Raw genomic sequence first — 13,545 nt, forward strand, 5'->3', positions numbered from 1 at the left:
AATCCTGCATTCTCCGTGCCAATAATCCGGGCAAAACCCCATCGCGCAGGAATCCCCTCGATGACGCACAACAACACCCTCCTTTTGAACCGCCGCCAACTGAGCCTGGGTGCGCTCGCGCTGGCCGGCGGCCTCGCCACCACGCGCTACGGCCGCGCCGCCACCGGCAAGGGCACGGCGGTGCTCGGCATCGACGCCGATCCGCCGACGCTGAACCTCGGCACCACCACCGACTTCGCGGCAGGCGACGTGGCCGCCAAGATCCTCGAAGGCCTGGTCTGGCTCGATCCGCAATACAACCCGAAGCCTTCGCTGGCTACGGCCTGGACCGTGACGCCCGACGGCAAGACCTACCGCTTCACGCTGCGCAAGGGCGTGAAGTGGCACGACGGCCGCGACTTCACCAGTGCCGACGTCAAGTTCAGCCTGCTCGAAGTCATCGGCAAGCTGCATCCGCGTGCCGCGCCGGTGTTCAAGAACCTGGGCATCGAAGTCGACGCACCCGACGCCGGCACGGTGGTCGTCAAGCTGCAGAAACCGTACGCGCCCTTCCTGTCGCAGATGACGGTGTTCGACGCGCCGATCCTGCCGCGCCACATCTACGAGGGCAGCAACATCGGCGCCAACCCGGCCAATCAGAAGCCGGTCGGCACCGGCCCTTTCAAGCTGGCCGAATGGAAGCGCGGCGCCAGCATCAGGCTCGTGCGCAACGACCAGTACTGGGACGGCGACAAGCCCTTCCTAGAATCGATCATCTTCCAGGTGATTCCGCAGGCGGCCAACCGCGTGCCCGCGCTGCAGGCCGGCGAGATCGACGAGCTGCTCGACTTCTACACACCCAAGCCCGAGGTGCCGCGCATCCTGGCCGACAAGAGCCTGGCGCCGCGCCGCGGCGTCAACATTCCGGCGGTCTACTTCATGATGTTCAACACCCAGTCGCCGCTGTTCGCGAAGAAGGACGCGCGCCATGCGCTGGCCTTCGCGATCGACCGGCAGCGGCTGGTGAAGCAGGTGATGAACGGCATCGCGCGCCCCGGCGCGGGCGCGTTCGGCGACGGCTTCAAGTGGCTGTTCAACGAAGAGGTCGGCTACGCGAAGAAATTCCCGCTCGACCCGGCGCGCGCCAAGGCCCTGCTGGCCAAGGCCGGCGTCGCGGCCGGCACGATGACCGTGCGCATGCCGTTCGACGTGAGCCGTGCGCAGATGCGCGCTCAGTCGCAGATCATCCAGGACAACCTGCGCCAGATCGGCCTCGAGGTGAAGCTCGAGCCGCTGGAACGCTCGGTCTACTACGACCGCGTGTTCGCCAAGAAGGACTTCGACCTGACGCTCGGCTCCTATTTCTCCGCGGGCGATCCGGCCATCGGCTACACGCGGCTCTACAACACCTACACCGGCACCGCGCCCAACACCAACGCGAGCGGCTACGCCAACCCAAAGGTCGACGACCTGCTGAGCCAGGCCGCCACGGCGGCCGACCGCGAGGTGCGCGCCAGGCTCTACAAGGAGCTGCAGGTGATCCTCAACGAGGACCTGCCGACGCTGGTGCTGTTCGACGAGGAAACCGTCGACACCGCCACGAAGAAGCTGACCGGCATGTTCCCGGCCCTCGATGCCCGCGACCAGTGGGCCGGCGTCAAGCGTCTCGACTGATGCCGTCGTTCATCCTGCGCCGCCTGCTGCATGCGATACCGCTGCTGCTGGCGGTGGTGGTGCTCAACTTCCTGTTGATCGCCTTCACGCCGGGCGACCCGATCACGCTGCTGGTCGGCGACTTTCCGGCGCCGCCCGAATACCTCGAACAGATGCGCCGCGAGTTCGGCCTCGACCAGCCGATCTGGGTGCAACTGCTGCGTTACCTGTCGAAGGTCATGCAGGGCGACTTCGGCTATTCCTTCGCCAACCAGCAGCCGGTGGCGACGCTGATCCTGGAGCGCCTCGGCGCCACGCTCGAACTCACGCTGACCGCGCTCGCCTTCGCCAGCGTGCTGGGCATCGCCTTCGGCATCGTGGCCGCGCGTTCGGCCTCGCGGCCGGGCCGCAGCCTGGCGGATTCGGTGATCCAGGGTGCCTCGTCCGCCGGCTATGCCATACCGGACTTCTGGCTCGGCCAGTTGCTGATCCTGGTGTTCGCGATCGGGCTCGGCTGGTTCCCCTCGCAGGGCAACAACCCGGTGCGCGGCGTGGCGCCGGGCTGGGAAGGCTTCGTCGAACACCTGCGCTACCTGGTGCTGCCGGCCTTCGCGCTGTCGCTGCGCTACCTGACGCTGATCACGCGCATCACGCGCGCCGCGATGCTCGAGGTGATGGGCGCCGACTTCATCCTCGCCTCGCGCGCCCGCGGCGCCGGCGAATGGACGGTGGTCGTGGTGCATGCGCTGCGCAACGCGGCGGCGCCGGTGCTGACGGTCATTGGCTACAACGTCGGCTTCGTGCTCGCGGGCTCGGCGCTGATCGAGGCCGTGTTCGCCTGGCCCGGCATCGGCCGGCTGCTGTACGAATCGATCTCCAAGCGCGACTACCCGGTGATGCTCGCGATCCTGCTGATGGTGTCGGCCACGGTCGTCATCGCGAACCTGCTGACCGACATCCTGCACCGGCTCATCGACCCGCGGATCGAACGTTCATGAGCGACACATCCATGGCGCCCATCGCCGTGCCGCCGGTCGGCACGCCCTTGCGCAAGGCCGGCTTCCGCCAGCGGCTGCTGCGCCGCACGGCCACCGTGCTCGCGCTGGCTTTTCTCGTGCTGCTGGTCGCGGCGGCGCTGTTCGCCCCGTTCGTCACGGGCTACGACCCGCTGGGCGGCGGCAACGACGCGCTGCTGCCGCCGCTGTCGCCGGCCCACTGGCTCGGCACCGACGACCTCGGCCGCGACGTCTGGGCGCGCGTTCTCTACGGCACCCGCATCTCGCTGACCGTCGGCGTGGCGAGTGCGCTGTTCGCGGTCATCGTCGGCGTGATCGTCGGTGCGCTCGCCGGCTACTTCGGCGGCTGGATCGACACGCTGCTGATGCGCGTGGCCGAGTTCTTCCAGACGCTGCCGCGCTTCGTCGTGGCGCTGATCGTCATCGCGCTGTTCGGCACCAGCGTGTTCAAGATGATCGTGGTGATCGCGGCGCTGTCGTGGCCGCAGCTCGCGCGCGTGGTGCGCGCCTCGGTCGCGACGCTGCGCCAGTCGCAGTTCGTCGACGCGGCGCGCGTGGCCGGCATGGGCAGCGGCGCGATCATCGTGCGCGAGATCCTGCCGAACGTGGCCGCGCCGATCGTGGTGCTGGGCTCGCTCGACATCGCGATGGCGATCCTGATCGAGGCCAGCCTGAGCTTCTTCGGCCTCGGCGACCCGAATCACGTGTCGTGGGGCGCGATGCTCAACGACGCGCAGCAGTACCTCCGCAGCGCCTGGTGGATGTCGGCCTTTCCGGGGCTGGCGATCGCGCTCACGGTGCTGTCGTTCAACATGCTGGGCGATGCGCTCAACGACGCGCTCAACCCGCGGGGAGAAGGCCGATGAACGCACCCGTGCGCCCAGCGAGCGACGCGCTGCTCGACGTGCGCGGCCTGTCGGTCGACATCCGCCGCGGCGCGTCGCCCGCGCTGCGCGTGGTCAGGGACGTGTCCTTCAACGTGCGGCGCGGCGAGGCCGTGGGCCTGGTCGGCGAATCGGGTTCGGGCAAGTCGATGACCGCCTTCGCGGTGATGAACCTGTTTCCGTCGCCACACGCGCAGGTCGGCGACGGCCAGGTGCTGCTGGACGGCCGCAACCTGGCGACGCTGCCGCCGGCCGAGCTGCGCCGCGTGCGCGGTGCGCAGGTCGGCATGGTGTTCCAGGACCCGACCAGCTACCTCGACCCGCTGATGCCGGTCGGCCGCCAGATCGCCGAGCCGCTGCGTGCGCACGGCCGCACCGACGGCCTCGACGCGCGCGTGATCGAGCTGATCGACCTGATGGAACTGCCCAACGCCGCGCAGGTGGCGCGCAAGTATCCGCACGAGCTGTCGGGCGGCATGCGCCAGCGCATCCTGATCGCGGCGGCGCTGGCGATGCGGCCCGCGCTGCTGATCGCCGACGAACCGACCACCGCGCTCGACGTGACGGTGCAGGCCGGCATCCTGAAGCTGCTCACCCGGCTGCGCAAGGAGCTCGACCTCGGCATCCTGCTGATCACGCACGACCTCTCGGTGGTGGCCGAGACCTGCCAGCAGGTGAACGTGATGTACGCGGGCGAGCTGGTCGAGAGCAACGACGTGGCGCCACTGTTCGCCGCGCCGCGGCATCCGTACACACAGGGGCTGCTGAAGAGCATCCTGAATCCGCAGTCGCGTGCGCGTTCGCTGTTCTCGATTCCCGGCGGCGTGCCGGTCGCCGGCCATTGGCCGCGCGGCTGCCGCTTTCACACGCGCTGTCCGATCGCGCAACCGGGCCTGTGCGATGCGGCCGGGCCGCCGCTGAAGCTGCAGGGTGCCGTGGATGGGGCCGTGGATGGGGCTGTGCACGGGGCCGGCAGCGACCGCTGCCTGCGCAGCGACGAAGCGCTGGCCGCGCATGCCTGGTCGGCTGTCGCCACCTCACCCCAGCCCTCTCCCCAATCCTCTACCGGAAGCGGCGAGGGAGCCATGCCATGAGCGATCTCCCATTGCTCGAAGCGCGCGACGTGAGCCGGCTGTTCCCGGTGCGCGCCAGCGGCGGCCTGTTCCGCGCGAAGGCGATGCAGCGCGCCGTCGACGGCGTGTCGGTGCAGATCCGGCCCGGCGAAGTGCTCGCGCTGGTTGGCGAGAGCGGCAGCGGCAAGACCACGCTGGGCCGCATGCTGCTCGGTCTGACCGCACCCAGCGAAGGCGCGATCTTCTACAAGGGCCAGGACATCGCGCAGCAGCAGGGCACGGCCCGGCGCGACTTCCGGCGCGAGGTGCAGGTCGTGTTCCAGGACACCGGCGGCTCGCTGAACCCGCGCCGCAGCATCGGCCAGAGCGTGGCGCTGCCGCTGACCTACCACCGCGGCCTGTCGGGCCGCGAGGCCGCGAAGGAGATCGACGCGCTGCTCGAGCAGGTCGGGCTGCCGCCCGCGCACTTCCGCGATCGGCTGCCGCACGAGCTGTCGGGCGGCCAGCGGCAGCGCGTGGGCATCGCGCGGGCACTGGCCTCGAACCCGGCGGTGATCGTCGCGGACGAGCCGGTGTCGGCGCTCGACGTGTCGATCCGCGCGCAGATCCTGCGGCTCATGGCCGACCTGCAGCGCGAGAAGAATCTGGCCTACCTGTTCATCACGCACGACCTCGGCGTGGTGCGCGCGATGGCCGACCGCGTGATGGTCATGTACCAGGGCCGCATGGTCGAGACGGGGGATGCCGACACGGTGCTGAACGCACCGCAGCATGCCTACACGCAGAAGCTGCTCGCCGCCACGCCGGTGCCCGACCCGTCGCGCCAGTCGGGCTGAAACTTCGCATGCGCCTCAGTACACTGCGCGCCCGCGCCGCGACTTTCGCGCGCCGCCGCCTTCCCCACCCGACCGCATGACCCCGCATTTCACCGAAGCAACGACCGACTACTGGCAGCGCATCGTCGACGCCGACACGGCCGCCGCGTCCGACACAGCCGCGCCCTGGCGCCATGGCTACCCCGCACGGCTGCCCGATGGCCGCGTGCTGGTGCTGCCGATCCGCCAGCTCGCCAGCGAACCGACGCACGCGGTGGCCTCGCTGATCTGCAACCAGGCCTCGCTGGAAGTCATCGAGACGCTCGGGCGCATGCTGGCCGAGCGCCTCGCGCCGTTCAAGCCGGACGTGGTGGTCGGCATCCCGACGCTGGGCCTGACCTTCGCACCCGTGGTCGCGCGCCATCTGGGCCATGCGCGCTACGTGCCGATGGGCTATTCGCGCAAGTTCTGGTACGACGAGGCGCTGTCGGGCGCGGTGCAGTCGATCACCACGCCCACGCCGGGCAAGCGCGTGTACCTCGACCCCAACCTGCTGCCGCTGGTGCAGGGCAAGCGCGTGGTGCTGGTGGACGATGCGGTCAGCAGCGGCAGCACGCTGAAGGCGCCCTGGACGCTGATGGAAGACATCGGCGCCGAGGTGCTGGCCTGCGGCGTCGCGATGCTGCAGGGCCATCGCTGGAAGGACACGCTGGGCGCCGAGCGCGCCGCCCGCATGGTCGGCGTGTTCGAGAGCCCGCTGCTGCAGGCGGTGCCGGACGGCTGGGTCGAACGCGCCTGAACGTCCGCCGGGCTGCCGCTTGCCGGCAGTGCGGCGCAGTGCGCAATCAGCGCGGCTTGCGCATGCGGTCGAACTTCTGCCAGTAGGTGAACGCCTCTTCGTGCAGCTCGATGTCGATCTCCGAGATGCGCGCCTGCAGCCGCTCCTGCACCTCGGCCACCGCATGGTTGTAGACCAGCGGACCGACCTCTTCCAGGAAGAAGCCGAGCAGCGCACCCGCCGCGATGTTGCCGATGCGCTCTTCCATGTTCTCCCGGAAATAGCGCTCGATGGACGAAACCGCCTGCTGGCGGGCTTCCTTGGAAATCTCGATGGTCATGTCCGCCAGTCTGCCTGCGCACCCGCTTGGTACGCAACCTGCTTGCAGGCCATGCACTACTTTGCGTATCTTTTTTCGTATACGTTTTGGTGCATCGCGGTGAAGTAGCGCGAGGCACCGGCGTTTCCTGGAGTCCTTCATGCCCCAAATCCGCGCATCCGCCCTGTCGCCTGTCTCAACCTCGTCGTCGGCAGCCTCTTCCCTGTCGCGCCGCCGCCTGCTGCAGGCCGCTGGCGCCGCGACCGCCGGCAGCCTGCTGGGCGCGCCCGCCTTTGCGCAGACCCGCGCCATGAGCATCACGCTGCCGTGGGTCGTGAACGGCTCCAACTACTGGCCGATGGTCGGCAAGGAACTCGGCTACTTCAAGAAGCGCGGCATCGACCTGACCGTGTCGCGCGGCAACGGCTCGGTCGCCGCGGCGCAGGCCGTGGGCAACAAGCAGTTCGATTTCGGCGTCGTGTTCTTCGGCGGCACGCTGGTCAACATGGCGCGCGGCCTGCCGCTGCAGGCCATCGCCACCGTCGGCTACGACTCGCTGATGGGCAACCTGGTGCTGGCCGATTCGCCGATCCACGCACCCAAGGACTTCGAAGGCAAGCGCGTCGGCACGGTCGCCACCTCGGCCGAGTCGCCCTACTGGGCCGCCTACGCCGCCAAGACCGGCATCGACCTGACGAAGGTCACGCGCCAGCAGCTCGACGCCCGCCTGATCGAACGCGCCCTGATGGACAAGCAGGTCGACGCGATCACCGCCATCGGCTCGTCGAGCATTCCGGTGCTCGACTCGCTGGGCGTGAAGACGCGCTTCATCCCCTGGGCCAAGTCGGGCATCGAGCTCTACGCCGCGCAGGTGATCGCGCGCAAGGAAACGATCGATGCCGACCCGGGCCTGTGCCAGGCGATGGTCGACGGCATCCTGGAATCGGTGGTCTACACGCTGAAGAATCCGCAGGCCTCGCTCGAGATCCTCTACAAGGCGCAGCCCGAGATCGGCCTGGCCAAGGGCGGCAAGGAGAACGCGGTGCTGTCGCAAGGCCTGGCGCAGGCCACGATGGTCGCGCCCGAGGCGATCGACAACGGCATGGGTTACAGCAGCATCCCGAAGCTGGCCGGCATGATCTCGCTGGCCGCCAAGGCCGGCGCGCTGACCGCCGATGCCAAGCCGCTGCGTCCCGAAGACCTGGCGACCAACCGCTTCGTCGGCAAGATCAAGCTCAGCGCTGCCGAATGGGACGTGATCCGCAAGAACGTCGCGCCTTACGCCAAGATGGTCGGAGCCTGATGAACCTGGTGCTCCCCACACGGCCCGAGCCGCTCGAGGCCACGCTGGCCGAGACCGCGCTGGTGGTCATCGACATGCAGAACGGCTACCTGTCGCCCGGTGGCTATCTCGACCTGGCGGGCTTCGACGTGTCGGGCTCGCCGCCGGTCATCGAACGGGCCGCACGCGTGCTGCAGGCCGCGCGCCGCGCCGGAATGATGGTCGTGCACGCGCAGAACGGCTGGAGCCCGAACCTTGCCGAGACCGGCACGCGCAAGTCGCCGATGTGGCACAAGTCCAACCCGCTGAAGTACATGCGCGCCCATCCGGGCAGCGAGCTCTTGATCCGCGGCACCTGGGACCACGCGATCGTCGACGCGCTGCAGCCGCTGCCCGACGAGCCGGTGGTCCACAAGCCGCGCTACAGCGCCTTCGCGGGCACCAATCTCGAGATGCTGCTGCGCGCGCACGGCATCACGACGCTGGTCTTCGTCGGCGTGAACACCAACGTCTGCGTCGAGACCGCGGTGCGCGACGCCTTCCATCGCGAGTTCTTCGCGGTGATGGTGTCCGACGCCACGCTGCAGGCCGGCGCGCAGTCGATCTTCGACGCCAGCGTGTTCAACATCGAGAAGTTCTTCGGCTGGACCAGCACCACGCAGCAGATGGTCGAGATGCTCGACGGCCTCGACGAAGTGGCCCCGCGATGAACGCCAACGCCGACGACAGCGTCTTCCGGCGCATCGTGCTGCCGTTGCTGTTCGCGCTCGGCACGCTGGCGGTGTGGGAGGTTGCGGTGCGCGCCTTCGCGATCCGCGAAGTGCTGCTGCCCGCGCCCAGTGCGATCGCGCAGCGCCTGGTCGAAACCTTCCCGCTGCTGATGCAGCACGCCTGGCCGACGGTCTGGGAAAGCGTGGCCGGCTTCGCGATCGCGTCGGTGCTCGGCGTCGCGCTGGCCGCGCTGCTCAGCGCCTCGGGCCTGATGCGCAGCATGCTGTACCCGAACGTCGTGCTGTTCCAGCTGATACCGAAGATCGCGCTGGCGCCGCTCTTCATCGTCTGGCTCGGCATCGGTTTCCAGTCGCGGCTCACCTTCTCGGTGTTCATCAGCTTCTTCCCGGTGGTGATCGCGGCGCTGGCCGGGCTCGACCACGTCGACAAGTCGCTGCTGCGGCTGTGCCGCGCGCTGACCGCGTCGAGCTGGCAGGTCTTCATCTCGGTGCGGCTGCCGCACGCGCTGCCCTACGTGTTCAGCGGCATGAAGATCGCGACCACCTTCGCGATCATCGGCGTGATCGTCGGCGAGTTCATCACCTCGCAGGCCGGGCTCGGCTACCTGATCCTGTTCGCGTCGTCGCAGGCCGACACCTCGCTGATCCTCGCGGCCATCGTCGTGCTGTGCGCGTTCGGGCTGGTGTTCTATGGCCTGGTCGCGTTGCTCGAACGCTGGACCCAGCGCCTCTTCGGCGCATGACATGACCGTTTCAATGACCGATTCCCCCTCCTGGCTGCAGCCCCGCAGCATTGCGCGCGACCGCGACCGCAGCTACGTGTCGGTGCAGGCCACGCGCAAGACCTATTCGACCCGCAGCGGCGACGTGCAGGCGGTCGAACAGGCCGACTTCGATGTCGACGAAGGCGACTTCGTCACGCTGGTCGGCCCGAGCGGCTGCGGCAAGAGCACGCTGATGTCGATGATCGGCGGACTCGAGACGCCGAGCGCAGGCCGCATCCTCGTGAACGGCACGCCGGTCACGGCACCGCGGCGCGACTTCGGCTACGTGTTCCAGGACGCGACGCTGCTGCCCTGGAAGAGCGTGCTCGACAACGTGCTGTTCCCGATCCGCACGCAGAAGCGGCCGGTCGCCAGCTACATGGCCGAGGCCGAACGGCTGCTGCAGCTCACCGGCCTGTGGGCCTTCCGCGACAAGCGGCCGGCCGAGCTGTCGGGCGGCATGCGCCAGCGCGTGGCGATCTGCCGCGGGCTCATCAACGACCCGCAGCTGCTGATGATGGACGAGCCCTTCTCGGCACTCGACGCGATCACCCGCGACGACATGAACATCGCGCTCGCGCAGCTGTGGGACGAGGTGCGCAAGACCGCGATCTTCATCACCCACAGCATCCGCGAGGCGGTGTTCCTGTCGGACCGCGTGCTGGTGATGAACGCACGGCCCTCGCGCATCGTGGCCGACATCCGCGTGCCCTTTCCGCGGCCGCGCCGCGCCGAGATGCAGGAGACGCCGCTCTTCAACGAGATCTGCGGCTTCATCCGCGACAAGATCCACGAAGGCCATGGCCGCTAGCCCCGCCGAGACGCCGCTGGGCCAGCTCGCCCGCGCCCACCGCGAAGCGGCGGGCGGGCGGCTGTCCACCGACGACATCGTGCGGCTGCTGCAGGAAGCCATCGTGCGCGGCATGCTCGGCCCGGGCCGCGCGCTGCGCCAGGACGAGCTGGCCGACCTGTTCCACGTGAGCAAGATCCCTGTGCGCGAGGCGCTGCGCACGCTGGAAGCCAACGGCTTCGTCGAACTGCTGATGAACCGCGGCGCGATCGTCAAGGAACTCACACTGGGCCAGCTGCGCGACGCCTTCGAGCTGCGCATGATGGTCGAGCCGCACCTCATGCGCACCGCCGCGCCGTTGCTCAGCGCGGCCGAACTCGACGAGGCCGACAGCCTGGTCGCGCAGATGGACGACGCCGACCATGCCTGGGCCTTCAGCGAGCTCAACGCCCGCTTCCACGGCCTGCTCTACGGGCCCGCGGACAAGCCGCTGTCCAAGCAGATCCTCGCGATGCTGCAGGGGCACATCCAGCGCATGTCCTTCATGCAGCTGTCGCTCGCGGGCTTCAACCGGAGCTCGAACGAGGACCACCGGCTGATCGTCGCGGCCTGCCGGCGCGGCGAGCCCGAAGAGGCGGCACGCGCCGTCGCGGCGCACGTCGAGGGCGTGAAGGACATCGTGCTGGAGCTCTACGCGCAGCACTACACGCCGGCGCAGGCCCCAGCGCCGCGCAGCCGCCAGCGCGCTACGGCTGCAGCGCAGAGTTCAGGCGGTCGAACTCGACCGTGAACGCCTGCCGCCAATCGGCACGCGTGGCGTCGTCGACCCAGGCCGCGTCGATGCCGTTCAGCATGAAGCCGCGCAGGTCGTCGATCGAGAAGCCGAAGTCGGCCACCATCTTCATCCAGGCGCCGGTCGGCGTGACCAGGTGCAGCGTCGGGTCGTCGGTGTTGGGATGCACGCGCAGCCCGAGCCCCGGCATGCGGCGGATCGGATGGTCGAGCGCCCAGCGCTCGGGCGGCAGTGTGCGCAGGTAGAAGGAGTTGGTCGGCACCACCGTGAAGACGATGCCCGCGTCGGCGCACTGCCGCGCGAAGTCGGGCGCATCGACGATCGTGTAGCCGTGGTCGATGCGGTCGACCTTCAGCAGCTCGACCGCGGTGCGCACGTTGGTCCAGGGCATGCCGAATTCGCCGGCATGCGCCGTGGTCTTGAGGCCGGCGCGGCGCGCCACCGCATAGGCGTCGACGAAGAGTTCGGGCGGATGGTCGATCTCGCTGTAGTCGATGCCGATGCCGACCACCTCCTCGCGTGGCGCGGCTGCGACCCAGCCGACCATCTCGAGCGCAGCGGCCGGCGAGGCTTCGCGGTCGATCGACGGGATCAGCCGGCCGGTGATGCCGTGGTCGGCCTGCGCGTCGTGGATCGCGCGCACGATGGCGTCGAGCGCGACCGGGTAGGCCATCTTCGACTGCTGGGCCGTGCCGGTCGGGTTCCAGAAGAATTCGGCGTAGCGCACGTTGTGCGCAGCCGCGTCCTGCAGGTATTCGTAGGTGATGCGGTGCAGGTCGTCGGGCGTGCGCAGCAGGTGCGAATCGAGCGCGCGCAGCGCCTTCAGCACACCGACCGGCTTCTCGCCGCGGATGTAGAAGGCGTCGATCTCGGCATCGCTCAAGGGCGCATTGGCGCGGTGCGCGAGCATCTTGAAGGTGGCGTGGCGCACCGTGCCGAGCAGGTGGCAGTGCAGCTCGACCTTGGGGATCGCGTGGCAGAAATCGTGGAGCGCTCGTGTCATGGCAATGGACTTTCAATAACTCGGTGGCTCAGTCGCGTGCTGCGGCGGCCAGCGCGTCGAGCACGGTGCGCCGCACCAAGGCCTCGTCGGCCACGCTCGCGACCTGCGCATTGGCCGTGGCGCGCCGCGGCACGCGCCACTCGACCACGGTCATGCCGCGCGTGTGCGTGCCGTCGCACTCGGCGACGACGTGCGCGGCACGGAAGGCCATGGATTCGGGCGCGACCAGCGCGGCGGCGGCCGTCGGGTCGTACAGCGACATCGGCAGGCTGCCGTCCGGGCTCGCGATGCGCACGTAGCCCAGCAGCAGGTCGGCCAGCAGCGCGGCGCGCTCGGTGCCGATCGCGCGCAGCGTGTCGGCGTCGTGCGCATGCACGCGCACCTGGCGGCAGGCGTCGAGCACGACCATCTGCAGCGGCAGGCCGGCATCGAGCACGACGTTGATCGACTCCGGATCGACGCCCGCATTGAACTCGGCCGCGGCCGTGTGGTTGCCCGGCCCGGCGCTGCCGCCCATCCAGACCAGCCGCCCGATGCGCGATGCCAGCGCGGGCTGCGCCTGCAGCAGGCGCGCCACGTTGGTGAGCGGGCCGAGCGCGAGCAGCGTGACGGGTTCGGCCGCGCCGGCCAGATGCGCGGCCAGCGCAGCCACCGCATCGGAGGACGCCAGCGTGGCGCGCGCCGTCGGCAGGCTGCGCCCGGCCGACGCCATCGCGTCGTCGCCCAGGATGTTCTGCGCCGTGACCAGCTCGCCGACCAGCGGCCTGTCGCTGCCCGCATGGATCGCGAAGCGCCAGCCGAAGCAGGCCGCAGCGCGCTGCGCGTTGTCGATCACCACGTCGAGCGGTGCGTTGCCGGCGACCAGCGACATGCCGTCGATCGACCAGCCGGCCGACCCGGCGACCGTGAGCACGGCGGCCAGGTCGTCGAAGCCGAGATCGGTGTCGATCCAGACGCGCTGCGTCATTTCTTCAGGTGCCGGCTCTGGTCGTAGCTCGGCTGCGGCGGCATGTCGGCCAGGTGCCGCGTGTCGGCCCATTCGACGATCTCGATGGCCGCCGGCTCGGCCGCGTCGGCGATGCGGATGCGGTTGAAGCCGGCGTTCGGGATGTCGCTGCGGCGCGGGCCGTCGAGACCGAGGCCATGCACCGTGCGCCACACCATGTCGAGCACGCCGCCGTGCGTCACCACCATCACGCGCTGGCCGGTGTAAGTGCCGGCGATGCGGCCGAGCGCCGCGATGATGCGCGTGTGGAACTGGCGCGCCGACTCGCCCTCGGGCATCGCATGGTCGGCGCGGAATTCGAGCCAGTCTTCCCAGGCGCGCGGATGCAGCGCGCGGATGTCGTCGGCGCGCAGGCCTTCGGCCACGCCGAAGTTCTGCTCGCGCAGCGCGGCCTGCGTGATGACCTCCAGCGACAGCTGCTGCGCCGCGGGCGCCGCGGTCTGCTGGGTGCGCAGCAGGTCGCTGGCGAGCAGCACGTCGACCTTCTCGCCCGCCATGCGCAGGCCCAGGCGGCGCGCCTGTTCATGGCCGGTGCCGTTGAGGGGAACGTCGATGTGGCCCTGGAAGCGGAGTTCGCGGTTCCAGTCGGTTTCGCCGTGGCGGATCAGGATGAGGTCGGTGGATGGTTGTATGGGCATGGCTGTCGGCTATTGTCCCCG

The 13,545-nt window shown here is 69.4% G+C and carries 15 protein-coding genes; 11 read left to right on the forward strand and 4 right to left on the reverse strand.

Annotated elements, in window-relative coordinates; translation table 11 throughout:
- Positions 1-60: 60 nt before the first annotated feature.
- From AC07PZ_RS18205 to AC07PZ_RS18230, 6 genes are all read left to right on the forward strand, one after another.
- On the forward strand, positions 61-1,653 hold the full coding sequence (locus tag AC07PZ_RS18205) for an ABC transporter substrate-binding protein (RefSeq protein WP_495296533.1): 1,593 nt from the start codon (positions 61-63) through the stop codon (positions 1,651-1,653).
- Positions 1,653-2,630, forward strand: a complete 978-nt coding sequence (locus AC07PZ_RS18210; protein WP_495296534.1) for an ABC transporter permease — start codon at positions 1,653-1,655, stop codon at positions 2,628-2,630. Before AC07PZ_RS18205 ends, AC07PZ_RS18210 begins: the two co-directional genes overlap by 1 nt.
- Complete coding sequence (locus tag AC07PZ_RS18215; RefSeq protein ID WP_495296535.1) at positions 2,627-3,514, forward strand: ABC transporter permease; 888 nt, start codon at positions 2,627-2,629, stop codon at positions 3,512-3,514. Before AC07PZ_RS18210 ends, AC07PZ_RS18215 begins: the two co-directional genes overlap by 4 nt.
- On the forward strand, positions 3,511-4,626 hold the full coding sequence (locus AC07PZ_RS18220; protein ID WP_495296536.1) for an ABC transporter ATP-binding protein: 1,116 nt from the start codon (positions 3,511-3,513) through the stop codon (positions 4,624-4,626). Before AC07PZ_RS18215 ends, AC07PZ_RS18220 begins: the two co-directional genes overlap by 4 nt.
- Complete coding sequence (locus AC07PZ_RS18225) at positions 4,623-5,441, forward strand: ATP-binding cassette domain-containing protein (RefSeq protein WP_495296537.1); 819 nt, start codon at positions 4,623-4,625, stop codon at positions 5,439-5,441. The genes AC07PZ_RS18220 and AC07PZ_RS18225 overlap by 4 nt, the downstream gene beginning before the upstream one ends.
- Positions 5,442-5,517: 76 nt before the next feature.
- Positions 5,518-6,219, forward strand: coding sequence for a phosphoribosyltransferase (locus tag AC07PZ_RS18230; RefSeq protein WP_495296538.1), 702 nt, complete (start codon positions 5,518-5,520; stop codon positions 6,217-6,219).
- A gap of 46 nt (positions 6,220-6,265) precedes the next feature.
- On the opposite strand, the gene AC07PZ_RS18235 is transcribed toward AC07PZ_RS18230, so the two are convergent.
- Entirely contained in the window at positions 6,266-6,538 is a 273-nt protein-coding gene (locus tag AC07PZ_RS18235; protein WP_495296539.1) for a DUF2164 domain-containing protein, read from the reverse strand.
- A gap of 139 nt (positions 6,539-6,677) precedes the next feature.
- Between AC07PZ_RS18235 and AC07PZ_RS18240 the strand changes: the two genes are divergently transcribed.
- From AC07PZ_RS18240 to AC07PZ_RS18260, 5 genes are read left to right on the forward strand one after another with little or no spacing between them, the layout of a single operon-like run.
- Entirely contained in the window at positions 6,678-7,820 is a 1,143-nt protein-coding gene (locus AC07PZ_RS18240; protein WP_495296540.1) for an ABC transporter substrate-binding protein, read from the forward strand.
- Positions 7,820-8,509: an isochorismatase family protein gene (locus tag AC07PZ_RS18245; protein ID WP_495296541.1), complete on the forward strand. Its 690-nt coding sequence runs from the start codon at positions 7,820-7,822 to the stop codon at positions 8,507-8,509. The genes AC07PZ_RS18240 and AC07PZ_RS18245 overlap by 1 nt, the downstream gene beginning before the upstream one ends.
- Positions 8,506-9,273, forward strand: coding sequence for an ABC transporter permease (locus tag AC07PZ_RS18250; protein ID WP_495296542.1), 768 nt, complete (start codon positions 8,506-8,508; stop codon positions 9,271-9,273). The genes AC07PZ_RS18245 and AC07PZ_RS18250 overlap by 4 nt, the downstream gene beginning before the upstream one ends.
- Positions 9,274-9,286: 13 nt before the next feature.
- Positions 9,287-10,105: an ABC transporter ATP-binding protein gene (locus tag AC07PZ_RS18255; RefSeq protein ID WP_495296543.1), complete on the forward strand. Its 819-nt coding sequence runs from the start codon at positions 9,287-9,289 to the stop codon at positions 10,103-10,105.
- Positions 10,095-10,874 (forward strand): GntR family transcriptional regulator, encoded by a 780-nt coding sequence (locus AC07PZ_RS18260; RefSeq protein ID WP_495296544.1) that lies wholly within the window; start codon positions 10,095-10,097, stop codon positions 10,872-10,874. Before AC07PZ_RS18255 ends, AC07PZ_RS18260 begins: the two co-directional genes overlap by 11 nt.
- Here the strand turns inward: AC07PZ_RS18260 and AC07PZ_RS18265 are convergent.
- From AC07PZ_RS18265 to AC07PZ_RS18275, 3 genes are read right to left on the reverse strand one after another with little or no spacing between them, the layout of a single operon-like run.
- Positions 10,831-11,880 (reverse strand): adenosine deaminase family protein, encoded by a 1,050-nt coding sequence (locus tag AC07PZ_RS18265; RefSeq protein WP_495296545.1) that lies wholly within the window; start codon positions 11,878-11,880, stop codon positions 10,831-10,833. The genes AC07PZ_RS18260 and AC07PZ_RS18265 overlap by 44 nt on opposite strands.
- A gap of 28 nt (positions 11,881-11,908) precedes the next feature.
- On the reverse strand, positions 11,909-12,847 hold the full coding sequence (locus AC07PZ_RS18270; protein WP_495296546.1) for a nucleoside hydrolase: 939 nt from the start codon (positions 12,845-12,847) through the stop codon (positions 11,909-11,911).
- A complete protein-coding gene (locus tag AC07PZ_RS18275) occupies positions 12,844-13,524 on the reverse strand; it encodes a histidine phosphatase family protein (RefSeq protein ID WP_495296547.1) in 681 nt (226 codons plus the stop codon). Before AC07PZ_RS18275 ends, AC07PZ_RS18270 begins: the two co-directional genes overlap by 4 nt.
- Positions 13,525-13,545: the final 21 nt, after the last annotated feature.

The sequence above is a fragment of the Variovorax sp. GW821-FHT10B04 genome (assembly GCF_059415645.1).

Excerpts from the sequence above, each read along its gene's own strand:
- AC07PZ_RS18235 (WP_495296539.1), bottom strand. The coding sequence starts at position 6,538 with ATGACCATCGAGATTTCCAAGGAAGCCCGCCAGCAGGCGGTTTCGTCC.
- AC07PZ_RS18245 (WP_495296541.1), top strand. The coding sequence starts at position 7,820 with ATGAACCTGGTGCTCCCCACACGGCCCGAGCCGCTCGAGGCCACGCTG.
- AC07PZ_RS18230 (WP_495296538.1), top strand. The coding sequence starts at position 5,518 with ATGACCCCGCATTTCACCGAAGCAACGACCGACTACTGGCAGCGCATC.
- AC07PZ_RS18260 (WP_495296544.1), top strand. The coding sequence starts at position 10,095 with ATGGCCGCTAGCCCCGCCGAGACGCCGCTGGGCCAGCTCGCCCGCGCC.
- AC07PZ_RS18225 (WP_495296537.1), top strand. The coding sequence starts at position 4,623 with ATGAGCGATCTCCCATTGCTCGAAGCGCGCGACGTGAGCCGGCTGTTC.
- AC07PZ_RS18215 (WP_495296535.1), top strand. The coding sequence starts at position 2,627 with ATGAGCGACACATCCATGGCGCCCATCGCCGTGCCGCCGGTCGGCACG.
- AC07PZ_RS18205 (WP_495296533.1), top strand. The coding sequence starts at position 61 with ATGACGCACAACAACACCCTCCTTTTGAACCGCCGCCAACTGAGCCTG.
- AC07PZ_RS18255 (WP_495296543.1), top strand. The coding sequence starts at position 9,287 with ATGACCGATTCCCCCTCCTGGCTGCAGCCCCGCAGCATTGCGCGCGAC.
- AC07PZ_RS18250 (WP_495296542.1), top strand. The coding sequence starts at position 8,506 with ATGAACGCCAACGCCGACGACAGCGTCTTCCGGCGCATCGTGCTGCCG.
- AC07PZ_RS18270 (WP_495296546.1), bottom strand. The coding sequence starts at position 12,847 with ATGACGCAGCGCGTCTGGATCGACACCGATCTCGGCTTCGACGACCTG.
- AC07PZ_RS18265 (WP_495296545.1), bottom strand. The coding sequence starts at position 11,880 with ATGACACGAGCGCTCCACGATTTCTGCCACGCGATCCCCAAGGTCGAG.
- AC07PZ_RS18210 (WP_495296534.1), top strand. The coding sequence starts at position 1,653 with ATGCCGTCGTTCATCCTGCGCCGCCTGCTGCATGCGATACCGCTGCTG.
- AC07PZ_RS18275 (WP_495296547.1), bottom strand. The coding sequence starts at position 13,524 with ATGCCCATACAACCATCCACCGACCTCATCCTGATCCGCCACGGCGAA.
- AC07PZ_RS18240 (WP_495296540.1), top strand. The coding sequence starts at position 6,678 with ATGCCCCAAATCCGCGCATCCGCCCTGTCGCCTGTCTCAACCTCGTCG.
- AC07PZ_RS18220 (WP_495296536.1), top strand. The coding sequence starts at position 3,511 with ATGAACGCACCCGTGCGCCCAGCGAGCGACGCGCTGCTCGACGTGCGC.